Below are 26,238 nucleotides of genomic sequence, written 5' to 3'. Positions count from 1 at the left end.
GACCGTGCAGACTGACGAAGCCTCGACGATGACGCGCGAGGTTCGTCGCCCGGTGACGCGGTCGGCGACGCTCACGCTGAGCATTTTTGTTCTCGGCTCGGCCCTCTTCGCGACCGTCGTCGGCATCGCTACCGCCTCGCTGCAGGCGATTCCGCTCGCCACGTCGGCGACCGTGTCGTCCGGGGGAGAGGCACTCGCGATTACCCTCGCGCACGCCATGTCGCTCATCTTGTGCCTGTGGCCGCTGACCACGGTCGGCGCGGCAACCGGGGCCTGGGTGGCGTTGCGGCCCGACACGCCCGGGCAGACCGGCGTCCTCGCCGTCGCGATCGGGGCGGTGGTCGGCGCACTGGCAGCCACGCAGCTCATGCCGCCGGCCGACGCCCTCTCCCACGTACTCGCGGCCTGGGCCGTGCTGGCGCCCGCGGCGGCGGTGCTCCTGGCGATCGCGCCGTGGCCCGGCGCGGTCGTGCACGATTTGCCGCTTGGCGACTAGCCGCGTTTACAGTGTCGGCATGCCTGCCGGCCCTTCTTCTGGCGACGCCCCATTCGCGCGCGTGCTCGACGCGGCGCGAACCGGGGCCGGCTGGGCCTGCACGAGGCTCTGGAACGATCACGCTGGCGCCGTCGCCGCCTTTGCGCGAGCGCGCGGCTCCCGCGAGCCCGACGACCTGACTAGTGAGGTCTTTCTCGCCGTCTTTGACCGGCTGGCCGAGTTCCGCGGTGACGAGCGCGCGTTCCGCTCGTTCGTGTTCTCGATCGCCTACCGGCGCCTCGTCGACGAGTTGCGGAAACGGGAGCGACGCGGCGAACCCGAGGAATGGACGCCCGAGAGCGCCCCGCGCCGCGCATCCAGTGCCGAAGACGAGGCGGGCGCACGCCTCGGCGACGCCGCGGCACTCGCGCTACTCGACGAGCTCTCGAGCGATCAGCGCGACGTCATGGTGCTTCGCGTCGTCGCCGACCTCACGATCGAGCAGGTGGCCGAGGTGTTCGGCAAGCGCGTGGGCGCCGTGAAGGCGCTGCAGCGTCGAGCGCTTCAGGCCCTGCGGAAAAAATGTTGCCGACCCCCGTACCCCTCTGGGCCCCTCGAGCGATAGCGGTGAGTGAGATGAGTGAACGCGTGAACGACGACCAGCTGCTGGATCGGCTGCTAACCGGCCAGGTGCCGGCCGAGCAGACCGAGCTTGTGGCGCTGTCGGCCGCGCTGCAGGAACTGCGTTCCGCTACTCACGTGTCTGGGCCGCAGCCTTCTGCTGCCCTGCAGATGCGCCTGGACGCGCCCGCCGGCGCGCCGGTCTCCGCCGCGGCTGGGGAAGCCGCGGCAGACGCAACCCCTGGAAGGAAATCAGTGTTCGAATGGATTGCGGGCCTCGGGCTCGCCACGAAGATCGCCGCCGGTAGCGGCGTGCTCGCGCTCGGCCTCACGGGCGCCGGAGCGGCCGGTGCCCTGCCCGGCCCGGCACAGGATGCCTTTGACTCGGTTGTGAGCACGGTACTGCCGACCGAGGGCGACGAGGTTCCGGTTGAGGACGCTCCCGTCGAGGGCGAGGCCCCGGTCGAGGGCGACGAGACCATCGACGACGGCACCGAGACCGACGCCGAGCTGCCCGTCGGTAGCGACGAGTTCTCATCGTGGGTGTCCGAGAACGCGAAGGACCCGGAGAAGGTCGGCGCGGAGTTCGGCGAGCAGGTGTCCGAGCAGGCTCGCGAACTGCGCGACGAGAAGGCGGCCGAGCGAGGCAAGGCCCCCGAAGAGACCCCGGCCCCCGGTGAGCCCGAGGCGCCGGAGTCGGATGACGAATCGAGCGGCGACGAGACCGCCGACGACGCCGAGACCACGCAGCGTGGTGCCGGCGCCGAGCGCGGTCGCCCGTAACGCACCCCCTCCCGGGCGGTGGGCGCGGCTATCGCTGTTGACGCCGACCCCGCCGCCCGGTGACACCGAGATGGTGGACGAGCCCCGCGACGCGAACCTTACGCGTCGCGGGGTTTCTTCGTGTGTGCGGGAAGACCCGCGCCCTTCGCCTCGAGAGCCGGGTCTCGGCGATCCCAGACCTTCACGATCGCCCAGGCCGTCGCCGCGACCGGCACCGAGAGCACGGCGCCGATGATGCCGCCCGTGATCGTTCCGACCGACAGGGCGAGCAGAATCACGAGCGGGTGCAGCTTCAGCGTCTGCGCCATCACCACCGGCTGCAAGAAGTTGCCCTCGAGCTGGTTCACCCCGACGACGATGGCGACCACGATCAGCGCCGTGGTGAGGTCGTTCGTGACGAGGGCGACCACCGCGGCAAGCACGCCGGCGACGGTCGCACCGACGAGCGGGATGAACGCCAGCACGAACACGACGACGGCGAGAGGCAGGGCGAGCGGCACCCCGAGAATCCAGAGGCCGATGCCAATACCGATCGCGTCGACGGCCGCGATGATCGCGGTTCCGCGAATGTAGCCGCCGAGAGTCGTGACGGCGACCGCTCCCACGCGCTCCCCGCGGTGGCGGCGCTCGCCGTGGAACGGGGTGAGGAAAAAGCGCCAGATGCTCGGGCCATCCTTCAGGAAGAAGAACAGAATCACGAGGAAGAGCGCGAGGCCCGTCAGGAACTCGCCGACGAACGTGACACCCGCCAGCGCGCCCGAGCCGAACTGCGCGCTCGTGACAAACGCGTAGACCTCGTCGAGCACCATCTCGAAGTCGAGGTCGGCGAGCAGGTCTTCGGCAATGGGCAGGCTCTGCGCGAGGGCGAGCAGCTCTTCGAAGCCGCCGATGGCCTGCTCGGTCAGGTCGTCCCACTGGTTGCGCACGGCGAACACGAGCGCGGTGATGACGCCGCCGAGCACGAGCAGCGCCCCGAGCAGCGTGATCCACGCCGCACCGATGTCGGGCACGCCCTTCACCCGCAGCCAGCGCATCACGGGCGCGAAGGCCGCCGCGACGATCAGCGCGAGCAGCAGCGGAATGACCGCGATGCGCAGCTGTATGAGCGCGAAGACCGTGATCGATGCGAGGGCCAACACGATCAGGATCTGCAGGCTGCGAGAACTCACCCAGCCCAGGCGGTCGGTCCACAGCCGCGCGATGGTGCGCTGCGGCGCCGGGTCGGGCAGCTGGGGGGTGCGTCTGCGGAACATCTAGCGGTCCTCTCCGTGGCGAAGCCGCACCTTGTGCAGCTGGGCGTTCGAGTCGTCGAGTTCGGCAATGTTGGCGCGCGAGGCCAAGAAGTCACCGAAGGTTGAGTAGCCGATGGCCTTCTCATTGAAGGCGGGGTCGAGGCGCACCATCTGGCGCTTCACTTCCGAGGTGTGTAGCCAGTCGGCGTCGTCGCGCTCGTGCATCAGCTCGAGCGCCCGAATGAGCAGCTGGCTCGACGCCTTCTTGCCGGTGGCGCTCTCGGCGGACTTCCGCGGGGACGCCGCGCGAGCATCCGATTTCTTGGCGTTTCTCGGCTCGGCCTGGGCGGGCTGGCGCACGCCCGGCATCGAGTCGTAGTCGGCGAACTCGTCGCAGGCGGCGGCCAGCGCCCGGCTCGTGCCCCCGGCGACGCCGACGCCGACGACGTGGCGGCCAAGGCGCTTGGCGCGCTGGGCGACCGCGATGTAGTCGCTGTCTCCGGCGGCGATCACCACGTGGGTGACGTCGGGCAGGCGGAAGAGGTCTTCGACGACGTCGACCGCGAGACGAATGTCGGCACCGTTCTTCATCTGCGCCGTCGCGGGAAACAGCTGCGTGAGGTCGACCGCGCGCTCCATGAGTTGCCCCTGGTATCCGGCGTTCACGCCGATCGACCAGTCGGCGTAGGCCCGTGACAGCACGGTGGTGCCGAAGCTCGTCGCGTAGTCGATGATCGCGCCGATATCGACGGTCGCCGCCTCAATCTTGGCGCGCAGTTCGGCGCTCGCCCCGTCGAGGCCCGGGCCCAGTCGGTAGACGTTGTCTTTGCGCCAGGCGCCGCGGCCGTGCACCTGGTCGTAGCGGGAGATGACGATGTTGTCGAAGTCGATGTAGACCGCGACGCGACTCTCGTGGTGCTCGGGCATGGTGCTCCTTGCCGTGATCGGTCGGTGATCGGGCGCCGGTCGCGTCCATCCTGGCACGCGGTGTCGGCCCGGGTTCGAGGCACGCTCAGCCTGCGGTCAGGAATCGCTCACGTCAGGGCTGGGGGTCGGCGGCGTCGTAGAAGCGCAGCGTGCGCTGCACCCGCACAATCACTGCCGCGGCGACGACGATGACGAGGCCGCCAAGCAGGGGAGGGAACCACAGCAGCGCCGTCACGCTCAGCACGCCGACGTAGAGATCACCGATGCGGGGCCCGCCCGTCACCACGACGGTGAACAGCCCCTGCAGGCGGCCGCGCATGTGGTCGGGCACGCTCGCCTGCAGCATCGTGTTGCGGTAGATCATACTGATCGAGTCGGCGGCACCGGACGCAGCGAGCAGGAGGCACGCGGCGATCAGCGCCGGCCAGTTCACGCTCTCGAGGCTCGCGTCAACCACGCCAGGGCTGAGGGCGGCCACGAGCAGCACAACGCCGAACAGCACGATCGTCGCCCCGTACACGCCGACCCCGATGCCGACGGCGAGGCCCTGACGGCGAACGGCGCCGAGCTGGCCCGAGAACACGCTCAGCAGTAGCGCGCCGACGGCCACCGCCGAGGTCAGCACCCCGACCGTGATCGCCCCGCCCCCGATCAGTACGGCGCCGATCGCGGGAAACAGCACCCGGGGGTTGCCGAACGTCATCGCGAAGATGTCGAGCAAAAACGAGGCACGGATGTTCGGGGCGCGCTTCAGAAACCGCGCCCCGTCGATCACCGATCGCATCCCCGGCCGGGTTTTTTCGCCCTCGGGCCGCAGCGACGGCAGGGTCCACAATCCGTAGAAGGCGGCGACGAAAAGCACGACGTCGATCGTGTAGGTCCAGGCAAAGCCGACCGTGGCGACGAGCACGCCGGCAAGCGCCGGCCCGACCGTCGCCATAAGGCCGCCGCTGATACCACCGAGGGCACCGGCAGCGGGCAACAGTTCGCGACGGATCAGGCGCGGCACCATCGCCTGCCGGGCAACTCCCACCATCGTGGCGGCGACCGTGTTGAGGGTGATCAGCAGGTACAGCGGGGCCGTGGGCTCCGCCTCCGACCAGGCATAGGCTGCGAGCCCCGCGGTGGTGACCCACGCGACGGATGCCGAGACGAGCGCGACGATGCGTCGGTCGAAGCTGTCGGCGAGCACCCCGCCGTACAGCCCGAACAGCACCATCGGCACGAGGGCGAACGCGGCGACCAGCGAGACGGCGAACGTCGACTGCGTGCGGTCGTAGATGTCGAGGCCGACCGCGACGATCGTCATCTGGCTGCCGACGCCCGTGATCGAGCCCCCGATCCACATGCGGGCAAACGCGGGGCTCTCGGTGAGGGGGCGCAGGTCGACCAGGTGGGCGCGGGCGCCGCGCCGCGCATCCAGCCGGCTGTCGTCGGCGGGCGGCAGAGAGGTCGACGGTCGCACCTCATCGATGGGCCCCGTGGCCGGATTCGACTCGCTCACCGTGACCTTTCGACGCTGTGATGGGCGCACGCGCGCCGACCGGACAGCCTAGTCCGCAGGCCGAGTCGATACGATTCGACCATGCGCCAACGACTTCTCGGACACAGTGGAACCGCCGTCAGCGAGTACGCCCTCGGCACGATGACCTTCGGGGCCGAAAGCGACGAGGCGGTGAGCCACGCCATGCTCGACGCCTACGCCGCGGCGGGTGGCACCCTCATCGACACGGCCGACGTGTACTCGGCCGGTGAGAGCGAGCGCATCGTCGGCCGATGGCTCGCCGCGAACCCCGACATGGCCGAGCGCATGGTCGTCACCACGAAGGGGCGCTTCCCGATGGGGAAGGGCCCGAACGACGTGGGTCTCAGCCGCCGCCACCTGCGCCGGGCGCTCGCCGATTCGCTCGAGCGCCTCGGCACCGAGCACATCGACCTGTATCAGTTTCATGCGTGGGACCCGCTGACCCCGGTCGACGAGACGCTGCGCTTTGCCGACGACGCGATTCGCGCCGGCCACATTGCGTACTACGGCTGGTCGAACCTCACCGGCTGGCAGCTCGCCGAGATCGTGCACACGGCCCGCGCCATGGGCGTGCCGCAGCCGGTCACGCTGCAGCCGCAGTACAACCTGCTCGCGCGTGAGCTCGAGTTCGAGGTCGTGCCCGCGGCCGAGCGCTACACCGTGGGTCTGTTGCCGTGGGGCCCGCTCGCGGGCGGCTGGCTGACGGGCAAGTATTCGCGCGATGAGCGCCCGACGGGCGCCACGCGCCTCGGCGAGAACCCGAACCGCGGCATGGAGGCCTACGACCGCAAGGCGACAAGCGACCGCACCTGGCGAGTTCTGGATGCTGTCGCATCCGTCGCGCAGGAAACCGGCGCGTCGCCCGCGCAGGTCGCTCTCGCCTGGCTCGTCGAGCGCCCGGCGGTCACCTCGGTGATTCTCGGGGCGCGCACGGTCGAGCAGCTCGAGGCGAACATGGCCGCGGCAGAGCTGACGTTTACGCCGGAGCAGCGCGCGGCGCTCGACGAGGCTAGCGCCGTCCAGGCACCCGACTACCCGTACGGCGAGCTCGGCATTGAGCAGCGCTCCCGCCTGCTCGACGGCGGTCGCTAGGGCGTCGAGGCGAAGATCTCGAGCGCCTGAATCACCGCGTCGCGCGCGGCGGGCAACGCCAGCAGTACGACGACGATCAGGTGCACGAAGACGGTGAGCCAGAAGGCGCCGAGGAAGCTCGCCTTCGTCGTCTTGTGGCGGTACCAGCGCATGGCCGCGATCGCGCCCGGCCAGCCGCCGAGCAGACACAAGAGCAGAAGCGAGCTTTCTGAGGTGCGCCAGCGACCCTCCTCGGCCCGCCGCTTGTCGTCGGCGAAGGCGAAGGCCGCGACGAGTGAAATCAGCACCGTGACGATGGGGATGGCGATGCTCATCTCGTAGCTGACGACGCCGGTGGTGAGCAGCACGGCGAGCCCCACGACCGAGGTGAGCTCGATGACGCTCCATCGCTGGGGCCGGCGCCGGACACTCGGGGAGCCTGCCGCCAGGTCGTCGGCATCGGGGGCGGCCGCGACCATGACCCGCGTGGCGTGCATCCGCCCGCGCTCATCGCGTTCGAGCGAGAAATCGACGCGGTCACCGACGCGGGGCCGGGTCGAGCCGGGGGCGAGGTCAGAGATGTGCACGAAGACGTTCGAGCTGCCGTTGTCGGGCGAGATGAAGCCAAAACCGCGGTCGTTGTCCCACCGAACAACCTCGCCGGCTCGCGTCGTCACCTCGTCACCCCCCGTCTGCACGGCCCCAGTCTGTCGGGCCGCGCTGTATTGGGCCAGGGACTTTCCGCCTTTGCGACGTGAACGGGGGAAGACCGAGGGGTCACCGCGCGACGTCGAGCCGCAGGAGTCGGCGCGCGGAGGCGATGAACAGTTCGCGCTCGATGAGTGGCAAAGCCTTGGTGGGCCCAGCCAGCAGGCCGATCGGCAGCACGACCGAATCGTCGTCCGGCCCGACTTCGACGTTCATCGTCGGCACACGCAGCATGCCGTCGGTCATCGCGCCCAACCGGATGGAGCGGATGCGGTGCGCCGGCACGTGCAGCACGACGTCGGCATCTTCATGCGCGCGTCGGATCGCGATCCCCGTTTCATCGACCTCCACGAGGCCCCACGACAGCGCAAAGCCGCGTTTCGGCGGCAGGCCGTAGCGCGTAGCGAGGGCGCGCATCCCCATGCGAGTGGGGGTAAAGGATGCGGTCGCGCAGCGCACCGCGTCGGGCGCGGCGGCGAGTCGGGTCGCCTCGGCGAGCCCCATGCGCACGCCGCCCGCGAGCAGCACGCCGATGACGGCGATCGCGACCACGCCGATGGTGAGGCCCGTGAACTCTGCCAGCTGGCGCCGCTGCTCGGGGTCAGAGGCGGCGAGCAGTGGCCGACCGAGAGTCCAAAACGCCGAGCCAAGCAGGCTGATGGTACTGAACAGGCGCCAAAACGACCAGCTCGGTGCATTCACCGACGGGTGGTCCATGCTCATGCGCTCACCGCCTCGCCGCGATTCTGAAGGTGATGACGAGTCTAGGCCGGGGTGCTCGGTGATCGCTGGGGGATTGTGCTGCCCCCACCGCGCTGCTCGTGCGGCGTTCTCAGCGGAGAACTGGCAGAATGGAGATCACCATGAAGAAGCTGCCCGCCATCGCCGCCATCGCGCTGTTCCTCGCCTCGTTCCCGATGTTCGCGTACTCGTTCGCGGTGCCGGAGGCGGTAGCGCCCTACCTCTTCTTCGCCGGCATTCTTGCCGTGACGGGCTCGCTCATGATCCCCGTCACCTTCCTCGGCCGCCGCGACTAGCGCCCGGCGCGGCGATCGCCGCCGGCTGAGCCGCTAGACGGTCTCGAGGATGCGCGAGGTGAATGCCTGCACGCGCTCGCTGAGCCCGGCGCTTCGTCGCGCCACCAGCTCGTCGCGCCGCAGCAGCATCTCGCTCTGACCGGGGAAGATGCGAATCATGATCGGGCACGCCAGGTCCATGCAGATGTAGGTGCCGATCGAGTTGCCGTCTCGGCCAGCCGCACCGCCGCGCGCCGCGCTGAACATGACCACCTGGGTGGCCGGTTGCGGCGTGTGGCACAGCGAGCACATGGCCCCTATGCCGGGCCGAAGCCCGCTCGACGAGGCGCGCACCAAGACACCAACCGGCTCGTCGTCAACCCACGTCACGATGTAGCCGCGCAGCGAGCCCTGGGGGTCGCGCCAGCCGAGAAACTCGCGCTCGTCCCACACGGTCTCGTGCAGGCCCGGAATTTCGAGACGGTCGAGTTCGGCCTTCGGCGCGTTCACAAAACTGGCGCGGATCTGGTCTTCGGTGAGGGGGCGCATCGCTCTCAGGTTACGACAGCGGGATGAGCGAATCCGGGGCGGCGGATACGCGGCGTACCGAGACGGAAACGCGGCAATCGGCGCCCGCGACCGCGCGGATCGCGGCGGCGGCGGCGCGAGCGATCCCCGGGGCCGCGCTGCGCGCATCCACCCCGATGGCGGCGTCGACCACGATCAGCTCGTCGTCGGTGCTGACTCGGGTGCGCGCCGGGGCCTCGCCGCGCGCCCCGAGCTCACGGGCAGCGCGGGCAACCGCGACATCGGGAGAGTAGACGGCGAGCACGCCATCCAGCGCGCTGAGAGCGTCGTCGATCGCGCGGGCGAGCGACGCGAGGTCGGGGGAGGCGCTCATGACCGGTCCTCTCGAATCAGCTGGTGCACATCGTCGACCGTGACGTCGATGCGGCCGACGCGCAGTTCGGTGTGGGTGAGCAGGGCCGTCGCGACACGGTTGCGCACCTGCTGGGCGATGTCGGGAATCGGTTCGATGAGCGCGACGCTGATGCGCACATCCACGTCGATCACTTCGCCTGCGGTCGTCACGTCGCCCAGCAGACGAACACTGCCGACGAGCACGCCGGGCACCTGATCGCCCGCCCCGCGCACCACCTCGCGCACGGCGCCCTCGGTGATGCTGAGCCGCGCCAAGGGGTCGTCGCCGCCGAACGGTATGTCGCGGCCGCTGCGCACATCGAGCTCGAGGTTCGCGATGAGCCCGCGCACCCACTCGGCCGGCAGGGGCGGCTGCGTGCGGGCGCCGGCGTCGAGCAGCGCGCGGTGAACGCGTGGATCTCGCGCCGCCGGGTCGACCTCACCGTGACCCCGGCCAGCGGCTACCTGCCTGACCAGACTGCCCTGCAGGCGGCGAGCGACACCTCTCTCGACGAGCTGGCTCCTCGCCCTCGCCCGCGCGCCCGCGTGCGGGTCAGCGATCGCGGGGCGGTGGGGGGCGCATGACCGCGTCGAATCGTGTCATCGCCCTGCTGCTGCTGGTACTCGCCGGGGCCGTGCTTCTCGCGCTCGCCGCCGTGGTGGTCACGCTGTCGGGCGTGGTGCCGCAGCTCAGCGACAGCGTCGCCGGCCAGGCGTTGAGTGACGCGCTGGCCGGTGCCGCCGCCACCGTCGAGGCCGAGCCGCTGTGGGCCGTCGGAAGCGGAGCCGCCGCTCTTGTCCTCGCGGGCCTCCTCGTGCAGTCCGCCGCGACGCGGGGGCGCGGGCGCACCCCGAGTGCGCTCGTCATCGGCAGCGACGACGACCGCGTGACGGTGTCGGCCGACGCGGTCGGTGACGTCCTGCGTCACGGGCTCGGCGCATCCACCGCGGTCGAATCGCTCGAGGCGGCCGCGTACCGGGTGTCGCGGCGACGACTGCGCGCGAGCGGCTTCGACGCGCCGCGCAGCGGAGGGGCAGCCCTGCTGATCACGGCAACGGTGCGATCGGGGGCGAGCCCGATCATCGCCCGCCGCGACGTTTCCGCCGCCATCGCGGTGCTCGACGGGGCGCTCGAACGAGAGCCGCCGGTCGTGGTGCATTTGCGCGCGACGCGCCACCGGGTGGCGCGCGCGAGCTAGAGCAATCGCCCCACCGCGACGAAACGGGGGTGCCGGCCTGATGCCGACACCCCCGTTCGCGTGAGAGAGACGTCGCTTAGGCGGCGTCCTGCTGCAGCTCGAACTGCGCCTCGATCGACAGGGTCACGTCTTCGCCGAGCAGCATGCCGCCGGTCTCGAGCGGGGCGTTCCAGGTGACGCCGAACTCGGTGCGGTTGATGACCGCGGTGCCCTCGGCGGCGGCCTTGACGGCACCCGAGTGGTCGGTCACGATGCCACCGAACTGGCCGCGAATGGTCACGGGCTTCGTGACGCCCTTCATCGTCAGCTCGCCGTCGAGCAGGAAGTCGCCGCCCTCGTGGCGCAGGCCCGTCGAGCGGAACTCGATCGTCGGAAACTCGCTGGCCGAGAAGAAGTCGTTGGTGCGCAGGTGGTTGTCGCGGGTTTCGTTGCCGGTGTTGATGCTGGCGACCTCGATCGTCACGTGCGCGGTCGAGTCGGCGGGGTTCTCGGCGGCGACGACGGTGGCGTCGAAGCGCTCGAACTTGCCGCGCACCTTGCTGATCGCGAGGTGGCGCACCGAGAAGGCGATCTCGGCGTGGGCGAGGTCGACCTTCCAGGTGCCGGAGCGGTAACCGGGGATCATGTCGGCGGTGAGGGTCATGGGGTTCTCCTTCAAGAGGTGGTCGGGGAGGCGCGTGCGAGAGCGGCACAAAATAGATGCGTACGCATCAAGCACACGGTGTCATAGCGTCGGCGCGCGCGTCGATATTCCCGCATCACGCGAATTGCATCCCGAGACTGCTCATGCGTTTGACTAGGCGGGTGACCACCTCCGAGCTGCGGGCCGACCTCCTGGCCGTCGACTACACCGTCGATCGGCTGCAGGGCCTCTGGGGGCCGCTCGCCGATCAGGCGCTCGCGCGCGACAATCCGGTTCCGGCGAAGCGCGCGCTCACCGGCACCGCGCATCCTGCCGCAGTGATGGCGCGCCTGTTTCTGCTTGGCGAGGCGCTCACCGACGACGAGCTGGATGCGGCGCTTCCGGCAACGGGCGCCCGCGGCCTCCGCGCGCGCGGCCTTCTCGACGCCGCGGGTCGCGCACGCGTCGAGGTGCGCCCCTACTCGGCGGTCGACCACACCGGAGTCGTGAACTGGTGGGTCGTGTCTGACCACGGCGAGATGGTGCGACGCGGGCCCCTCAGCCCCGACCACGTGCTCGGCGTGGGCGGCGCCTCGCTGACCCTCGCGGGGCTCGTGCCCACCAGCCCCGCCCGCCGGGTGCTCGATCTCGGCACGGGCAGCGGAGTGCAGGCGCTGCACGCCAGTCGCACTGCCGAGCGCCTAGTCGCCACCGACCTCAGCACGCGGGCCCTCGAGCTCGCGGCCCTGACCTTCGAGCTGAGCGGCGTCACCACGGTCGAACTGCGGCACGGCGACATGCTTGCCCCGGTCGCGGGCGAGCGCTTCGACCGCATCGTGTCGAACCCGCCATTCGTCATCACGCCGCGCGACGCGGGCGTCGACGTGCTCGAGTACCGCGACGGCGGGCGGGTCGGTGACGGCCTGCTGCGCGAGCTCATCACGGCTCTGCCCGAGCACCTCGAGCCGGGTGGCACCGCGCACCTGCTCGGCAATTGGGAGTACCCCGCCGGCGGCGACGGCCTCGACCGCGTGCGCGCGTGGGTCGACGCGGCCGGTCTCGACGCGTGGGTGATCGAGCGTGAGCGGCAAGACGTCGCCGAGTACGCCGAGACCTGGCTGCGCGACGGCGGCGTTCACCGCGCGAGCGACGAGTTTGAGCGGCTGGTGGGCCTCTGGCTCGACGACTTCGCCGCTCGCGGCGTGACTCACGTGGGCTTTGGTTACCTCACCCTGCGCCGCCCCGCCGACGCGGCCGCGCCCCGCATGGCGCGTTTCGAGCGCGTGCTCACCGCCGCGTCCGCCGGTGCCTCCGGCCTCGGCGACGCGATTGCTGCCGGCTTCGCCGCGCACGACGCGATTGCGGGGCTCGACGACGCCGCATTCGCTCGGATGCACGCGGCCGTCGCCGCCGACGTCACGGAGGAGCGCCACTTCTGGCCGGGGTCCGAGCATCCGAGCGTCATGCGTCTCGTGCAGGGCACGGGCCTGGGTCGCGTGGTGGAGCTCGACACGGGTCTCGGCGCGGTCGTCGGCGCCTCGGACGGCGAGCTGCCGATCGGCGTGATCGTCGACGCGGTGGCCGGCCTGCTGGAAGTCGATGCGGCAGCCCTCGCCGCCGAGGTGCTGCCGCGCCTGCGCGAACTCGCCGTGGTCGGCATGATCACGCTCGACCCCGGCGAGTTCGGCGACCCCGGCGCCTCATGAGCCCTAGGTATTCGTCGGTGTCGCCCGGCGCAGGATGCCGTACGCGGCAATCGACGAGAGCACCGTGATGACGAGACTCCACAGCAGACTTCCCATGACGCCCGCGCCGTGGAAGAAGTCGCGAACGGCGAACCACCCGTCGAACGTCGAGAGCAGGATCACGGCAACCACAACGACGATCGCCAGTCCGAGCCAGAACACGTACATCCCGGGCGCTCGCCACCGCACGTAGATGGCCGCTGTCGCGGCGCCGATCGAGGCGAACAGCACGAGGATCAGCAGGTGCGCGAGAAAGACTTGGTGCCAGGGCCACTCGGGCAGCGCCGCAAAGAAGCCGAGCCCAACGCCCCACCCGTTGTTCGCACGTTCAATCTCGGCGAGCGTGGCGAGCAGAAGGGCGTAGACGACCGAGAGCGCCGCGTACGTCGCACCCGCGCCGAGTAGGTAGTCGCGACGCGTCGCGCCGTAGCCGAGCGCGAGGGGGAAGCTTTGATTCACGCTCAACACGACCATGACGAGCGTGTACACCCAGAGGAAGCCCACTCCGCCATTGACGGTGAACTCCGCGCCTCCCCCGCTCGCCTGAGTGACCGCGGTCACGATGGCGAGATTTCCGAGGAAGATCACCGCGAGGATGATCAGCGGCCAGCCCAGCAGCGTCATGGGGTTGGCGAGCTGCAACAGCATGATCGAGCCAACACGGCGGCCGAGCGTGGTGGCCGCCTGCCGGTCACCAGTGCCTTCGGCTGAGGCCGTCGTGGGGGAGGGCGTGGCAGTCATCGGGTGACCTCCGTGGTCTCGGGGGCGGCGCCCGCCGCCGCGCTGTCGGGTGTGTTCGCATCGCCGCTCGTGCGGCGCACGATCAGTTCTTGCAGGGACACCGGTCCCACCTCGAGACCGGCGTCCCGGGCTGCCGCCCGGTCGGCGTCGGTGACCCCGTCGAGGGTCGCGCTCAGCAGGCCGCCGAGTCGGGCGCGGTGCACGACGGTGCGCCCGGCGACAAAGCGTTCAACGCTCTCGGCTGTCCCGGCGATGGTCGCCGCCGCGGCGGTCAGCGACTCCACGGGGGAGTCGATGGCGATGCGTCCGTCGTCGATGACGACGGCGTACTCAAGCAGGTGGGCGATCTCATCGATGAGGTGCGTGGAGATGATCACGGTACGCGGATGCTCGCTGTAGTCGGCAAGAAGGCGGTCGTAGAAGATCTGCCGTGCCACGGCATCCAGCCCGAGATATGGCTCGTCGAAGATCGTGAGCGGCGCGCGCGACGCGAGGCCGACGATGACGCCCACGGCGCTGCGCTGGCCGCGTGAGAGTTTCTTCACCAGCTGGCGGCGGTTCAGCCGGAAGGCGGTCACGAGCTCGTCGGCGAAATCGGCGTCCCACTGTGCGAAGAAGCGCGGGGCGCTCGCGAGCACGTGCTTGACCCGAAAATCGTCGGGGTACCGCTGGCTTTCGGAGATGAAGCAGGTGCGGCTGAGCACCCGGGCGTTTTCGACGGGCGGCTCGCCGAACAGTCGAATCTCGCCGCGCGTCGCGAACTCTTGGCCGGTGATGAGACGCATGAGCGTGGTCTTACCCGCGCCGTTACGGCCTAGTAGCCCGGTGATGGCGTGCTCGCGGATGCGGAAGGTGACGTCACCAACCGCGGTGAGCGATCGGTAGCGCTTGGTGAGGCCGGTGACCTCGACAGCGGTGGTCATGCGGTGGGGTCCTCTCGAATCATGGTGGCGAGCTCGTCGGGGGTGATGCCGAGCGCGCGGGCCTCGGCGACCAGTGGCCGAACGAACTCGTCGCGGAAGGTCGCGCGGCGGGCACTGAGCAACGCTTCCCGCGCCCCGTCGGAGACGAACATGCCGATGCCGCGGCGCTTGTAGAGCACGCCGGCGTCGACGAGCAGGCTCACGCCCTTGAGGGCGGTCGCCGGGTTGATGCGGTGAAACGCGGCGAACTCGTTGATCGACGGAACCTGACCACCTTCGGGCAGGCTGCCCTCGATGATCTGCTTCTCGATGCGCTCGGCCAGTTGGCGAAAGAGCGGGCGATCGTCGTCCACGCGCACCTCCTCGCGGTTCAGTGGTTAGCTACATGACTAACTAACCAGAGAACCGGATGCGCGTCAAGCGTCAGCTGCGCGGGCGTCGCCCCCAGCGCGGAATCGTCGCGGCGATCGCAGCGCAACTCAGTAGTACGCCCACCGAGCCAAAGCCTGCCCGCCACGGCGCGGCGCCCGGTGCGGCAGCGGCGCCGTCGAGGGCGTCGGTGAGCCCCGGCAGGGCAGCCGGCGCGAGCCACCCGACGACGAGCGCGGCGCCCAGGATGCACGCGAGCGCCACGATGCGGCGCGGCGAGGCGAGCCGGCGCACGAACGGACCCTCGACGCGCCCCGTGACCCAGATCACGGCGGCGGCGGCGAACCCCACGAGCGTCCAGATCGCGATGCCGACAACGGTCAGCACCGCGAGGCCACCCCACAGCGTGTAGACCTCTCCGGGCGAGAGCGCGCCTCCGGACGCCGCCCACGGCATCACCGCCGTCACGAGCAGGAGTCCGCTCAGTGTGAGCGCGGAGAGACCGAGCGCCGCCCCCAGCGCAGCCCGGCGGCGCGCGGTGGCGAGGGGCGACCCGGCGGCGAGCTGCTCGGGCGTGACGCCTGCCGGCTCGTCGGGAAAGATGAGGCGCTGACGCGGCTCGACCGGTGGCGACGTCGACGAGGCGAGACGCGCATCCGTCTGCCCAAACAGCTCGTCGACGACGCGGCCGTCGGCCACCCGCCGCACCCCGCGAATCACGCCGACGGCGTTGAGGGCTCCGCCCACGACGACGGCGACGAGGGCGAGCCACAGCAGGGGCGTGACCCCGAGGGCCCAGCCGCCGATCGCCAGGAACGGCGCCATCAGTAGCACGGCAACACCCCAGCGCACGAGGTCGGCGGTCAGACGCATGAGGGCTCCTTCGCGAGTGCGGGTCGGCGTGTGCGGCCACCCTAGCGGGCGCCGCTCGCGTACCGTCGCGGCGTGGAACGCTACGGAGACGACGTGCTGGCCGGCGACTGGCGGAGGGCGGGGCGTGTGGCCCCGCGCACGGTGCCCGCAACCGTCGGGCTCGTGGTCGAACTGCCCGACAGCGGCTTCGTCGGAGCCGTCGTCGGCGTCGAGGTCGGCAACGTGCACCTCGAGGATCGGCAGGGGCGGGTGCGCGCGTTCCCGCTCGGCCCCGGCTTCCTCGTCGAGGGCGCCCCCGTCGTCTTGAGCGGCGCCGCGCCCGTCGCGGCTCCCGCGGGGCGAGCGCGGTCGGCGAGCGGGTCGTTTCACGTCGCTGAGCAGCGCGCCCGCACGGCGCGCGCCAGTCGCATCTGGGTCGAGGGTCGCCACGACGCCGAGCTCGTCGAAAAAGTGTGGGGGCACGACCTGCGCGTCGAGGGTGTCGTCGTCGAGTACCTCGAGGGCGTCGACCACCTGGCCGAGAAGCTTGCCGCGTTCGGTCCGACCGCGACCGCGCGCGTCGGCGTACTCGTCGACCACCTCGTGACCGGCTCGAAAGAGGCCCGCATCGCGGCCGAGGCGACCGCCCGCGTGCCGCGGGGGAGTGTGCTCGTCGTCGGCCACCCCTTCATCGACATCTGGCAGGCGGTGAAGCCGTCGCGGCTCGGCATCGAGCGCTGGCCCGAAGTGCCGCGCCACCTCGAGTGGAAGAAGGGCGCGCTCGCGGCGCTCGGCATGCCGCACGATGATCAGACAGACGTGGCGACCGCCTGGCAGCGCATCCTGTCGCGGGTGCGCACCTTCCATGACCTCGAGCCGGCCCTGCTCGGACCGGTCGAGCAGCTCATCGACTTCGTGACCGAACCGACAGGATGACCGGCGCACGCGGCAGGGACGGCGCGCGGCCGAAAATGCGTGCGTTAACGACGAAAACCGCCCGGCGTCATTGACGGGCGGTTTTCGGTCAGCGTGTGATCAGTGATCGCACGCGTCAGGGATGCTCAGAGTGAGCGGGCGCTCCTTAGAGCGGGCGAATGTTCTCGGCCTGCAGACCCTTGGGGCCCTGCGCGACGTCGAATTCGACCTTCTGGTTCTCCTCGAGCGAGCGGTAGCCGCTCGACTGGATGGCGGAGAAGTGCGCGAACACGTCGGCGCTTCCGTCATCGGGGGTGATGAATCCGAAGCCCTTTTCGGCGTTGAACCACTTAACGGTGCCAGAAGTCATGATGAACTCCCTTTCCTTCTTGTTACACGGAGTTTCGACTGTCGAAACCACCAGTCGAACTACTCGTGAACCGTGAATTCCATGGGGAGTGCAACGACGTGCGATGAGGCAAGTCGCCCGGATCGGACGAGGCGAATCAACTTTCTCTGCCCCACACTACTGCCAAGTGGTGTTTCGCTGAACCCCGAGACGCTTTTGTTACCCCGGTATCCACTCATGCCACGCACAGCCCGCGGCGAGGATTCGCTCATACGGTTGCCCGACACCGCATTCTCGCGAAAGGCCGTCATGAGCTTCTTCGACCGCTTGTTCGGCGCGTCCCGCCCGACACCGGCATCCAGCCCCGCTCCCCGCAGCGATGACGCGCGCGCCGTTGAGCGGTACCGCTACCTCCTCCAGACGGCACCGCCGGAGGCAATCGAGCGCGTTCACGCCGAAGCCTTCGAGCGCCTCACCCCCGAGCAGCGACGCCTGCTGCTCGAGCAGCTGCGCGCCGATGCGCCAGAGGGCGAGGCCCCGGGCGACGACCGCCCCGAGACCCTTGCCCGCGCGGCCACGCGCGCCGAGATGCGCGAGCCGGGCTCCATGGAGCGCACGATGCAGGCACCCGGCTTCGGCCAGATGCTCGGCGCGTCGCTCCTCGGCACCGTCGCCGGCTACGTCGTCGGCTCGGCCCTGGTGTCGGCCTTCCTGCCCCCCGTCGATGGCGGCTCGTTCGCCGACGATCCCGCTGCGGGCGATCCGGGCGCCGATGCCGGCATGACCGACGCGGGCGGTGACGTCGGCGGCGACATGGGCGGCGACTTCGGCGGCTTTGGCGACTTCGGGTTCTGATCATGCGCATCCGCCCTGATAAGCCCGGCCCCGGGCAGGAATCCGTCTGGGACTACCCGCGCCCGCCGCGCGTCGAACCCGTCTCGGGGCGCGTCACGATTGAGCTGAATGGGCAGCGGATCGTCGACACGACGCGTGCCCTGCGCGTACTGGAGACGAGTCACCCGCCGACCGTGTACGTGCCGCGCGCCGACATCGTCGACGGGGCGCTGCGTGACGCCGACGGCACGTCGTTCTGCGAGTTCAAGGGTCGCGCCGGCTACCTCGACGTCGTCGCGGGCGACCGCGTCGCCGCGAAGGCCGCGTGGTACTACCCGAACCCCAGCCGCGGATACGAGCAGCTTGTCGACCACGTGGCGATCTATCCCGGCCGCATGGATGAGTGCACGCTCGACGGCGAGCTCGTCACGGCGCAAGAAGGCGACTTCTACGGCGGCTGGATCACCTCGCGCGTCGTCGGCCCCTTCAAGGGCGCGCCCGGCACCTGGGGCTGGTAGCCGCCCGCTTTCGGCTGGCCGAACAGCGGCGGCGTCGCCGCTTTGCCAGGATGTCGGCATGACGCCCGAACAGACGGCCCAACCGGCTCCCGCCGATGTGCGGCGCTGGCGGCGGTACCTCGCCGACGAGCGCGCGGAGGCTGCCGTCTACCGCGACCTCGCGTCGCGCCGCACCGGCGAGGAGCGCGAGATTCTGTTGGCGCTCGCCGAGGCCGAGCGGCGTCACGAGCAGCACTGGCTCGAGCTGCTGGGCGACCACGCGCGAACCGTGCCCGCGGTGTCGCTGCGCACGCGCATCCTCGGATTCTGTGCGCGGCGCTTCGGGTCGATCTTCTTCCTCGCGCTCGCCCAGCGCGCCGAGGGGCGTTCTCCCTACGACGACGACGTGCACGCGACCGACGCGATGGCGGCCGACGAGCGTGTGCACGCCGAAGTCGTGCGGGGTCTCGCGTCGCGCGGGCGGCAGCGCCTCGCCGGCACCTTCCGCGCGGCGGTGTTCGGCGCCAACGACGGACTCGTCTCGAACCTCGCCCTCGTGCTTGGCATCGGGGCGACCGGCGTGGCGCCCCAGATCGTGCTTTTCACGGGCCTCGCGGGCCTGCTCGCGGGCGCCCTGTCGATGGCGGCGGGCGAATACGTGTCGGTGCGCTCGCAACGCGAACTGCTCGACGCGTCGACCCCCGACCCCGCCTCGCACCGCGCCCTCCCCGCCCTCGATCTCGATGCCAACGAGCTCGCGCTCGTCTACCGAGCGCGCGGTCTCGATGCTGCGGCTGCCGACGAGCGGGCGCGCCGCGTGCTGGCGAGCGAGCGGCCCGATGAGGCGTCACGCGCCGCGACGCCAGCGGCCGACGACTACGAGGAGGTCGGCTCGGCCTGGCGGGCCGCCCTGTCGAGCTTCGCATTCTTCGCCTCGGGCGCCGCGATCCCTGTGCTGCCCTATGCGCTCGGCGCGACCGGCTTCCTCGCCGTCGCGATTGCCGCGATGCTGGTCGGCGTCGCGCTCATCGTCACGGGCGCGATCGTCGGCGTGCTCTCGGGGGCGTCGCCCGTTAGGCGTGCCCTGCGGCAGTTGGCCATCGGTTTCGGGGCGGCTGCGGCCACGTATCTGCTCGGCCTGGCGTTCGGCGCGACCGTTGTCTAAGACGCCCGCGGGGGCCGATTCTGTGCCCCGCGCATCCGTTCTCGTTACCGGTTTGTAACTTCTTGGATGCTGTTTGGTACGCTGGGCGTGTCGGTTCCGTTGCCGACGCGAGCGAGTGCCCCGGGTTACTACCCGCCCGGTGAGCGCCATGACCTCGTCGCCCGCCGCCAGATCGAGAGCGGCGGCCTCGTCGCGATGTCGCGTCTGCCCGTGTCCTTGGCGCTGATCGCCGCCCACCGGAAAGCCTCGTTACTTCATGCTGCACTCCTCATCCTTCGCGCCGCCGCGCACCCACGCGTCGCGCAAGCCCGCCACCGCCGTCTTGGCCTCCGCCCTCGCCGTCAGCTTCTGGGCCGGGCACCCGATGACCGCCGAGGCGGCTGAGGTCAGCGTCGAACGTGAGACGGTCGTGGCCCCGCCCGTGCAGAGCTACACGCCGCCGGCCGCGAGCATTGCGACGGCCGCCGTCAGCGCGGTACGCGAAGACCTCGTCGTGACCTGGAAATCACCCGTGCAGTGGCCGGTTGCCGAGAGTTCCCCCATTGGGGACGGCTTCGGCTACCGCGGCAACGTGTGCGCCGGATGCTCGACGAATCACCTCGGCGCCGACCTCTTCCCCGGTTACGGCGAGCCGGCCTTCGCCGTCGCCGACGGCGTCGTGCGTACGGTCGCCAACCACGGCAGCGGCTGGGGTCAGCACGTCATCCTCGAGCACGTCATCGATGGCCGCGCGATCACCACGGTGTACGCGCACCTCGTGCCCGGTGGTGTGTCGGTCGTGCCGGGGCAGACCGTTGAGGTGGGCCAGATCATCGCGCAGACGGGCAACAGTGGCACCTCGACCGCGCCCCACCTGCACTTCGAGGTGCTGGTCGGCGGCTCGCACGTCGACCCGCTGGCGTGGTTGCGGGCGAACATCCTGCCGCCGCCCGATTAAGGCCGAACGCCCGCGCGCGCGCCCGACGCGCGCTTTGCACAGCACGACGCGCTGATGAGCCGCCGTGACCAAACGTGTCGACGTACCGCTCCGAACATCCCCTGCATACACTGACCGCAGGCCACCCCAATGACGGCGGTGGCCCAAAGCAGGGGACTTGAATGTCGCTGTCCAACGCCATCCGCCAGATCGAACTCGCTACGCGCCCGATTCACCCCGAAACGCGGGCCGCTCTCGACAAGCGGTGGGCCGAACTACCTGAGCACGCTAAGACCCCCGAGCAGTTGCTCGGCCGCTGTGCGGTGGGCTGCGAAGGCACCCACGGCGTGTTCCCCAAGTGCAACCTGACCTGCTCGCCCTGCTACCACTCGGCCGACGCCAACAAGGTGCGCATCGATGGCGACCACACGGTCACCGAGGTGACGAAGCAGATGGGGTTGCTGCGCCAAATCCGCGGGCCGCGCGCCCACGCGCAGCTGATCGGCGGTGAGGTGAGCCTCCTGCCCGCCGCCGCGCACCGCGAGACGCTGAAGGCCATGCGCGCCGTCGGCCGCGAGCCCATGTCGATGACCCACGGCGACTTTGACTATGAGTACCTGCTCGACGTCGTGACCGACGACGACGGCACGCCCGCCTTCGACAAGGTGTCGTTCGCCGCCCACTTCGACTCGCTCATGCGGGGCCGCCGCGGCGCGGTGCGCCCGCGCAGCGAGGCCGAGCTGAACCCGTTCCGCGAGAAGTTTGCCGACATGTTCCTCGACCTGAAGAAGCAGACCGGCGTCAAGTCATACCTCGCGCACAACATGACGGTCACCCCGACGAACCTCGACGAGGTCGAGCAGGTCACCCGCGATGTGCTCGCCATGCGCTACGACATGATGTCGTTTCAGCCCGCGGCCTTCATCGGCGACGACCGGCGCTGGAAGGAAGACTTCCAAGAGGTCACGATCGACAAGGTGTGGGAGCGCATCGAGGCCGGCGCCGGCCAGAAGCTGCCTCACAAGGCCGTACAGTTCGGCGACCCGCGCTGCAATCGCCACACTGTCGGCGTCATGGTCGACGGCGTTTTCGGCACGGTGCTCGACGCTGACGAGCCCAAAGACATCGCGGCCCGCGACCGCTTCCTTGCCCACCACGGCGGCATGATCTTTGGTGACATTCCGCGTTGGGCGCTCACGATCAAGGTGATCCGCGCGATCCTGCGCCACCCCGGCGACCTGCCGCCGCTCGTGGGGCTGATGACGCGCATCCTGAAGCGGGCCGGGGGCCTGCGCCGCGTGCTGCGGGCCGCGCGCGCCGGCAAGGTCTCGTTCAAGACCTTCGTCGTGCACAACTTCATGGACGCCGAGCAGGTGAAGCCGGCCTGGGCCCTCATCAAGGAGGGCAAGGTCGCCGACGACCCAAAGATTCGCGAGACGCAAGAGCGGCTCGGCGCGTGCATGTATGCCATGTCGCACCCCGAGACGGGCGAGCTCGTGCCGGCGTGCACGCAGCACTCGGTGCTCGACCCGATCGAAAACATCGGGCTGCGCAAGCTCTTGCCGCTTGAGCCGAAGGGCGAGCGGCCCGCGGGCATCACGAACGGTCGCGCCGACGAGCTCGCCGACGCGAACGGATCGCGCTGGTAGTAGCGCTCACGGCGCGCGCGACGCTGGGCGCGTTCGCGCGCGCCGTCCGCAGCTCGCGGTGATCGCGCGGCCGCTTACGCGGCGAGCACCGCGCATCCGGCGAGCGGGATGCTGACGGTCACCTCCGTGCCCACCTCCGGCGCGCTGATGGCCGCGGTCTCGCACTCGAGTGCTGCGCCGTTCACGTCGACCACGACGTGGGCGCGGGGTCCGCGGAGCGCCGAGGCCGCGACGACCCCGCGCACTCCCGCCTCGCCGGGCAGGGGTTCGCCGAGCCGCAGCGCCTCCTGACGCACGACCAGCACGCCCACGCCGTCGGGCCACTGCTCGCCCTCGGGCGCGGCGATCGCGCCGAGCGCCGAGTAGTGCACGCCCTCGCTCACCGTGCCCTCGACCTCGTTGCGCCCGCCCATCAGGCGCGACACGGCGAGGCTCGCGGGCCGCGAGTACAGCCGCGGCACGCTGTCGTGCTGCAGCAGGCGGCCCGCCGTGAGCAGGGCGACCGTGTCGGCAACCACGGCCGCCTCGTCGCGGTCGTGCGTGACCATGACGACGGTGGGGTTCAGCTGCGCCCGAATCTGCGCGAGCAGCTCGTGCATGTCGGTGCGCAGCGCCGGGTCGAGAGCACTGAACGGCTCGTCGAGCAGCAGCACGCGGGGGCGGGCGGCGAGGGCGCGGGCTAGGGCGACGCGTTGCTCTTGGCCGCCCGAGAGGGCCGTGACGGCGCGTGAGCCGAAGCCGCCGAGCTGCACGAGGTCGAGAAACTGGGCGGCGTCGGCGCGCGCCTCGCGCCTCGGTTGGCCGGCGACGGTGCCGGCGAAGGCCACGTTGTCGAGCACGCTGAGGTGCGGGAAGAGCAGCGGCCGCTGAAACACCATGGCCATGCCGCGACGCTCGGGGGCAAGGCCCGCGACCTCGGTGCCGTCAACGAGGATGCGCCCGCTGCTGGGCACATCGAGCCCCGCGATCGAGCGCAGCACGGTCGACTTGCCCGATCCCGACGGGCCGAGAATGGCGAGGCACTCGCCGGCGGCAACCGTGAACGAGACGGCGTCGACGGCGGGGTGGGCGGCCCCGTCGAACGTCTTCGTGAGGGCATCGAGGGTCAGGGTGGCGCTCACGGCGAACCTTTCGGGGAGCGGCTGGCGGTCGGCCCGGCGAAGCGGGCGGTGGGGTAGCGGCGGCCGAAGCGGCCGAGGGCGAGCAAGAGCAGCAGCGGCGGCACGATGGCGGTGAGCGACAGCACGGCGACCACGGCATCGTTGCCCACCCCCGCGGCGTACGAGCCCACAAGCAGGGGCAGGGTGACGAGGGTGCCGCCGCCCACCAGCACGGTCACGACGTAGTCGCTCCACCCCACGAGGAAGGCGAGGAAGGCGGCGCGAGCGAGTCCCGGGGCGACGAGCGGCAGGTGCACGCGCCACAGCACGTGCGCGGGACTCGCACCGAGGGTGCGGGCCTCGTCTTCGTAAGCGAGGTCGTGCGCCGCGTAGGCGACGCGCATCGTGTAAACGGTGTACGGCAGGGCGGCGGCGACGAGCAGCAGCAGCACCGCGGCGGGGGCGGGCACCTGGGCCCGCAGCAGCACGATGGTGAGCCCCATGACCGCGACAAATGCCGGCAGGGCGAGGGGGGCCAGCAGAATCGCGCTCACCAGTCGCGCGGCGGGAACCCGGCCCATCGTGAGGGCGCGCGCCGCGAGCGCGCCGAGCGGCGTCGCGATCGCGGCGACCGCGAGCCCCAACAGGAACGATCGCCCGAACACGGGCAGGCCCCCCTGAGCGAGCGCGGTCGCGAGACCGTCGAGCCCCCACTCGGTCGGGAGGACCGCCGGAAACGACCAGCGGTTCGCCACCGACCACAGCAGCAGCGGCACAAGGGGCAGTGCAAACCACACGGCAAGAAGGCCGGCCAGGGTGACGCGCAGCGCCCGCCCGCTCGGCCGCGGCCGCATGAGCCCGCGGGTCGCGGTCGTGCGGTCGTCGGGGGTCACCCGCTGGCCGTAGGGAATCATCATCGCCACGGTGCTCTCACCTCCACAGCGGGGTGCGCTTGAGGGCCGCCATGCCGATCGCGACGACGATCAGCGCCACGGCGGTCGTGACAACCGCAACCGCGGCTGCCTCAGGACGGGAGGTCAGTGAGATCGACGTGAATAGCCGGAAGGCGAGCACGGGCAGCGGCTCGGGGTAGGGCCGCCCCAGCAGCCAGGCGACCTCGTATGAGCCGAAGGTATAGACGAAGATGATCACCGCGCTGACAATGACGGCGGGCCGGGCCAGCGGAATGACGACGTGGCGCAGCCGGCGTGCACGGGAGGCGCCCAGCAGCGCCGCGGTCTCGTCGTACTGCGCGACGCGCGTGGCGAGCACGCCAGCGACGACGAGGGCGACGAAGGCCGACTCTTTCCAGGTGTACTCGAGCACGACGGCAACCCACCAGGGCCCCCCGACGAGGTCGGGCCACTGCGCGGGTGTGAGGCCCAGCGCGCGGGGGATCAGCCCGGAGTCGGCGACGAGCAGCCCGATGGCTGCGGCTCCAATGAGGTGCGGCACGGGGATCGTCAGGGCGCTGAGCGCGGCGACGACGCGACCGCTGATGCGGCCCTGCGTGATGATGACGGCGGCGGTCAACCCGATGACGCACGACAGCACGGTCGATGCCGTCGCGATCGCGAGCGAGAGCCCGAGCCCCGTGAGGAGGTCGTCCGCATTCGCCGTGTACGCATCCAGGCTGAATTCGGCCTCACCGACGAGCGGCATCAGACCGACGCTTTGCACGAGCGCGACGCCGATGCCGCCGATCACGACGAATCCGGCGATGAGCACCGCCGGCGCGACAAAAAGCAGCGCCCGCAGGCGCCCCGATGCGGATGCCCGGGGTCGGGTCGGCAGCGCGCCGCCCGGCCCCGGGGTCTCCAGCATCAGATCGCGCCCGCTGTTACGGCGTCAGGACGAGCTCGCGCCACGCCTCGTCGATGGGCGTGACCCACGCCGACGACAGTTCGGGGTTGGCGTTCTCGCTCAGCACGTCGTAGCTCGGCACCACAGGCGACTCGGGCAGGGCGTCGAAGAGCGCCCGCTGATCAGCGTCGAGCAGATCGACATCGAGCACGGTGAACTGCCCCCACACGTCGGGCTCGGCCTTCGCGGCCTGCTGCTCGGGCGAGAGGGCGAGGTTCGCCACCACCATGGCGCCCGCCTTGTTACCCGAGGTGGAGGCGAGGCCGAGGAAGCTGGCGTTACCGACCGTGCCGTCCTCAAGCGTCAGCACTTTCGTTCCGGCCGGGTACGTGCCGTCGGCGACGAGTTGCGTGAGCGTTGCCGGGCCGTAGGTCATCGTGAAGTCGACCTCACCGTTCGCGTAGAGCTCGTTCAGTTCGTTCGAGTTCTGCGGGTAGGTGCTGCCCTCGCGCCACAGGAACGGCTCAATGCGCTGAAGTTCGTCGAACAGGGCCGGCGTGAACTCGGCGAACGCGTCCTCGCTGTAGCCGAGCGGCACCACGTCGGGGCCGCCGTTCACGGCGTAGAGCATCTCGCGCACGAACACCGAGCCCGTGAAGTCCGGCGGGGCGGGATAGGTGAAGCGGCCAGGGTTCGCCTCGGCCCAGGCGAGCAACTCGTCATAGCTCGTCGGCACGTCGGTGACGGTGTCGCTGTTGTAGACAAGCGTGAACTGCGCCTTGTGCCAGGGGGCCTCGCAGCCGTCGACGGGCGTGCCAAAGTCGTTCTCGAGCAGCGGGTCGGCGGGGTCGGTCAGCGCCATGTTCGGCAACAGGTCCGTCCAGCCGCACTCCCACGCGCCGGCCTCTTTACCGGTGCCGAAGTTGTTGCCGTTGACCCACACGAGGTCGACCTCGCCGCTCGTCTCGCCAGCCTGCACCTCGCTGAGAATGCGGTTGAGGGCATCCGGCGTGTCGGCGATCGGCACCTGCTCGAGCGTGACCCCGAGCTCGGCTGCGGCGGGTACCAGCACGTCGTTGACGTACGCGTTGCCCTGCTCGTCACCGCCATACATCCACAGCTTGACGGTCTGGCCCTGGGCGGCCGCGACGACCTCCTCCCAGCTGTCGTACTGCTGGTCGTCGCCAGCGGCGGGGGCCGAACAGGCGGCGAGACCGACGGTCAATCCGGCGGCGAGCACGACCGATAGGCGGCGTGCGATGCGGGGGGAGGGTTTCACG

General features: G+C 70.5%; 32 protein-coding genes. 14 read left to right on the top strand and 18 right to left on the bottom strand.

Annotation, left to right across the window (positions count from 1 at the left end):
* Positions 1-4 precede the first annotated feature (4 nt).
* The 3 genes from EV141_RS12235 to EV141_RS02515 are packed head-to-tail and all read left to right on the top strand — an operon-like array spanning position 5 to position 1,879.
* Positions 5-496, top strand: a complete 492-nt coding sequence (locus EV141_RS12235) for a hypothetical protein (protein WP_157985486.1) — start codon at positions 5-7, stop codon at positions 494-496.
* 19 nt (positions 497-515) lie between these two features.
* On the top strand, positions 516-1,100 hold the full coding sequence (locus tag EV141_RS02520) for an RNA polymerase sigma factor (protein WP_130484388.1): 585 nt from the start codon (positions 516-518) through the stop codon (positions 1,098-1,100).
* Positions 1,101-1,111: 11 nt separating this feature from the next.
* Entirely contained in the window at positions 1,112-1,879 is a 768-nt protein-coding gene (locus tag EV141_RS02515) for a hypothetical protein (RefSeq protein ID WP_130484387.1), read from the top strand.
* Positions 1,880-1,977: 98 nt separating this feature from the next.
* Here the strand turns inward: EV141_RS02515 and EV141_RS02510 are convergent, their stop codons facing one another.
* The 3 genes from EV141_RS02510 to EV141_RS02500 form a co-directional block, all read right to left on the bottom strand.
* Positions 1,978-3,132: an AI-2E family transporter gene (locus tag EV141_RS02510; RefSeq protein ID WP_130484386.1), complete on the bottom strand. Its 1,155-nt coding sequence runs from the start codon at positions 3,130-3,132 to the stop codon at positions 1,978-1,980.
* Positions 3,133-4,038: an NYN domain-containing protein gene (locus tag EV141_RS02505; protein WP_130484385.1), complete on the bottom strand. Its 906-nt coding sequence runs from the start codon at positions 4,036-4,038 to the stop codon at positions 3,133-3,135.
* Positions 4,039-4,150: 112 nt separating this feature from the next.
* Positions 4,151-5,542 (bottom strand): MFS transporter, encoded by a 1,392-nt coding sequence (locus tag EV141_RS02500; RefSeq protein ID WP_241968958.1) that lies wholly within the window; start codon positions 5,540-5,542, stop codon positions 4,151-4,153.
* Positions 5,543-5,623: 81 nt separating this feature from the next.
* On the opposite strand from EV141_RS02500, the gene EV141_RS02495 reads away from it, so the two are divergent.
* Positions 5,624-6,655 carry an aldo/keto reductase gene (locus EV141_RS02495; RefSeq protein ID WP_130484384.1) on the top strand — a complete coding sequence of 344 codons (1,032 nt, stop codon included), beginning with the start codon at positions 5,624-5,626 and terminating at the stop codon, positions 6,653-6,655.
* On the opposite strand, the gene EV141_RS02490 is transcribed toward EV141_RS02495, so the two are convergent.
* Both EV141_RS02490 and EV141_RS02485 read right to left on the bottom strand, forming a co-directional pair.
* Positions 6,652-7,332, bottom strand: a complete 681-nt coding sequence (locus EV141_RS02490) for a DUF1294 domain-containing protein (protein WP_130484383.1) — start codon at positions 7,330-7,332, stop codon at positions 6,652-6,654. The genes EV141_RS02495 and EV141_RS02490 overlap by 4 nt on opposite strands.
* A gap of 79 nt (positions 7,333-7,411) precedes the next feature.
* A complete protein-coding gene (locus EV141_RS02485; protein ID WP_130484382.1) occupies positions 7,412-8,065 on the bottom strand; it encodes a hypothetical protein in 654 nt (217 codons plus the stop codon).
* Between the two features lie 128 nt (positions 8,066-8,193).
* On the opposite strand from EV141_RS02485, the gene EV141_RS02480 reads away from it, so the two are divergent.
* Positions 8,194-8,379: a hypothetical protein gene (locus EV141_RS02480; protein ID WP_130484381.1), complete on the top strand. Its 186-nt coding sequence runs from the start codon at positions 8,194-8,196 to the stop codon at positions 8,377-8,379.
* A gap of 33 nt (positions 8,380-8,412) precedes the next feature.
* On the opposite strand, the gene EV141_RS02475 is transcribed toward EV141_RS02480, so the two are convergent.
* The 3 genes from EV141_RS02475 to EV141_RS02470 are packed head-to-tail and all read right to left on the bottom strand — an operon-like array spanning position 8,413 to position 9,630.
* On the bottom strand, positions 8,413-8,907 hold the full coding sequence (locus EV141_RS02475; protein ID WP_157985485.1) for an FBP domain-containing protein: 495 nt from the start codon (positions 8,905-8,907) through the stop codon (positions 8,413-8,415).
* A gap of 10 nt (positions 8,908-8,917) precedes the next feature.
* Positions 8,918-9,259: a hypothetical protein gene (locus EV141_RS12230; protein ID WP_157985484.1), complete on the bottom strand. Its 342-nt coding sequence runs from the start codon at positions 9,257-9,259 to the stop codon at positions 8,918-8,920.
* Entirely contained in the window at positions 9,256-9,630 is a 375-nt protein-coding gene (locus EV141_RS02470; protein ID WP_130484379.1) for an Asp23/Gls24 family envelope stress response protein, read from the bottom strand. Before EV141_RS02470 ends, EV141_RS12230 begins: the two co-directional genes overlap by 4 nt.
* Positions 9,631-9,684: 54 nt before the next feature.
* Here EV141_RS02470 and EV141_RS02465 point away from each other — a divergent pair, with 54 nt between their 5' ends.
* Together EV141_RS02465 and EV141_RS02460 are read left to right on the top strand one after the other, a co-directional pair.
* On the top strand, positions 9,685-9,864 hold the full coding sequence (locus EV141_RS02465; protein WP_130484378.1) for a hypothetical protein: 180 nt from the start codon (positions 9,685-9,687) through the stop codon (positions 9,862-9,864).
* Positions 9,861-10,478, top strand: coding sequence for a hypothetical protein (locus EV141_RS02460; RefSeq protein ID WP_130484377.1), 618 nt, complete (start codon positions 9,861-9,863; stop codon positions 10,476-10,478). Before EV141_RS02465 ends, EV141_RS02460 begins: the two co-directional genes overlap by 4 nt.
* A gap of 76 nt (positions 10,479-10,554) precedes the next feature.
* On the opposite strand, the gene EV141_RS02455 is transcribed toward EV141_RS02460, so the two are convergent.
* Positions 10,555-11,121, bottom strand: coding sequence for a YceI family protein (locus EV141_RS02455; protein ID WP_130484376.1), 567 nt, complete (start codon positions 11,119-11,121; stop codon positions 10,555-10,557).
* A 161-nt stretch (positions 11,122-11,282) separates the two neighbouring features.
* Between EV141_RS02455 and EV141_RS02450 the strand changes: the two genes are divergently transcribed.
* Positions 11,283-12,806, top strand: coding sequence for a DUF7059 domain-containing protein (locus EV141_RS02450; RefSeq protein WP_241968955.1), 1,524 nt, complete (start codon positions 11,283-11,285; stop codon positions 12,804-12,806).
* Between the two features lie 3 nt (positions 12,807-12,809).
* Here the strand turns inward: EV141_RS02450 and EV141_RS02445 are convergent, their stop codons facing one another.
* From EV141_RS02445 to EV141_RS02430, 4 genes are all read right to left on the bottom strand, one after another.
* Positions 12,810-13,586, bottom strand: coding sequence for an ABC transporter permease (locus tag EV141_RS02445; RefSeq protein ID WP_130484374.1), 777 nt, complete (start codon positions 13,584-13,586; stop codon positions 12,810-12,812).
* A complete protein-coding gene (locus EV141_RS02440; RefSeq protein ID WP_130484373.1) occupies positions 13,583-14,509 on the bottom strand; it encodes an ABC transporter ATP-binding protein in 927 nt (308 codons plus the stop codon). Before EV141_RS02440 ends, EV141_RS02445 begins: the two co-directional genes overlap by 4 nt.
* A complete protein-coding gene (locus tag EV141_RS02435; protein ID WP_130484372.1) occupies positions 14,506-14,862 on the bottom strand; it encodes a GntR family transcriptional regulator in 357 nt (118 codons plus the stop codon). Before EV141_RS02435 ends, EV141_RS02440 begins: the two co-directional genes overlap by 4 nt.
* Positions 14,863-14,932: 70 nt before the next feature.
* Entirely contained in the window at positions 14,933-15,751 is an 819-nt protein-coding gene (locus EV141_RS02430; RefSeq protein WP_130484371.1) for a hypothetical protein, read from the bottom strand.
* 72 nt (positions 15,752-15,823) lie between these two features.
* On the opposite strand from EV141_RS02430, the gene EV141_RS02425 reads away from it, so the two are divergent.
* On the top strand, positions 15,824-16,666 hold the full coding sequence (locus EV141_RS02425; RefSeq protein WP_185740158.1) for a DUF3097 family protein: 843 nt from the start codon (positions 15,824-15,826) through the stop codon (positions 16,664-16,666).
* A gap of 145 nt (positions 16,667-16,811) precedes the next feature.
* Here the strand turns inward: EV141_RS02425 and EV141_RS02420 are convergent, their stop codons facing one another.
* Complete coding sequence (locus EV141_RS02420; protein WP_130484370.1) at positions 16,812-17,015, bottom strand: cold-shock protein; 204 nt, start codon at positions 17,013-17,015, stop codon at positions 16,812-16,814.
* Between the two features lie 255 nt (positions 17,016-17,270).
* Between EV141_RS02420 and EV141_RS02415 the strand changes: the two genes are divergently transcribed.
* The 5 genes from EV141_RS02415 to EV141_RS02395 all read left to right on the top strand — a co-directional run bounded on the left by EV141_RS02415 (position 17,271) and on the right by EV141_RS02395 (position 22,055).
* Positions 17,271-17,849 (top strand): hypothetical protein, encoded by a 579-nt coding sequence (locus EV141_RS02415; protein ID WP_241968953.1) that lies wholly within the window; start codon positions 17,271-17,273, stop codon positions 17,847-17,849.
* A gap of 2 nt (positions 17,850-17,851) precedes the next feature.
* A complete protein-coding gene (locus tag EV141_RS02410; RefSeq protein WP_130484369.1) occupies positions 17,852-18,346 on the top strand; it encodes a DUF427 domain-containing protein in 495 nt (164 codons plus the stop codon).
* Between the two features lie 58 nt (positions 18,347-18,404).
* Positions 18,405-19,490 (top strand): VIT1/CCC1 transporter family protein, encoded by a 1,086-nt coding sequence (locus tag EV141_RS02405; protein ID WP_130484368.1) that lies wholly within the window; start codon positions 18,405-18,407, stop codon positions 19,488-19,490.
* A gap of 256 nt (positions 19,491-19,746) precedes the next feature.
* Entirely contained in the window at positions 19,747-20,427 is a 681-nt protein-coding gene (locus EV141_RS02400) for a M23 family metallopeptidase (RefSeq protein WP_130484367.1), read from the top strand.
* 161 nt (positions 20,428-20,588) lie between these two features.
* Complete coding sequence (locus EV141_RS02395) at positions 20,589-22,055, top strand: radical SAM domain-containing protein (RefSeq protein ID WP_185740157.1); 1,467 nt, start codon at positions 20,589-20,591, stop codon at positions 22,053-22,055.
* A 74-nt stretch (positions 22,056-22,129) separates the two neighbouring features.
* On the opposite strand, the gene EV141_RS02390 is transcribed toward EV141_RS02395, so the two are convergent.
* The 4 genes from EV141_RS02390 to EV141_RS02375 are packed head-to-tail and all read right to left on the bottom strand — an operon-like array spanning position 22,130 to position 26,237.
* Entirely contained in the window at positions 22,130-23,176 is a 1,047-nt protein-coding gene (locus EV141_RS02390) for an ABC transporter ATP-binding protein (protein WP_130484366.1), read from the bottom strand.
* Positions 23,173-24,072, bottom strand: a complete 900-nt coding sequence (locus EV141_RS02385) for an ABC transporter permease (RefSeq protein ID WP_241969038.1) — start codon at positions 24,070-24,072, stop codon at positions 23,173-23,175. Before EV141_RS02385 ends, EV141_RS02390 begins: the two co-directional genes overlap by 4 nt.
* A gap of 13 nt (positions 24,073-24,085) precedes the next feature.
* Positions 24,086-24,979: an ABC transporter permease gene (locus tag EV141_RS02380; RefSeq protein WP_130484365.1), complete on the bottom strand. Its 894-nt coding sequence runs from the start codon at positions 24,977-24,979 to the stop codon at positions 24,086-24,088.
* A 16-nt stretch (positions 24,980-24,995) separates the two neighbouring features.
* Positions 24,996-26,237, bottom strand: coding sequence for an ABC transporter substrate-binding protein (locus EV141_RS02375; protein ID WP_198675487.1), 1,242 nt, complete (start codon positions 26,235-26,237; stop codon positions 24,996-24,998).
* Position 26,238 lies beyond the last annotated feature (1 nt).

It is taken from the genome of Microcella putealis (assembly GCF_004216575.1).
Classification (GTDB): domain Bacteria; phylum Actinomycetota; class Actinomycetes; order Actinomycetales; family Microbacteriaceae; genus Microcella; species Microcella putealis.
This window is presented reverse-complemented; position numbering and strand designations above follow the sequence as displayed.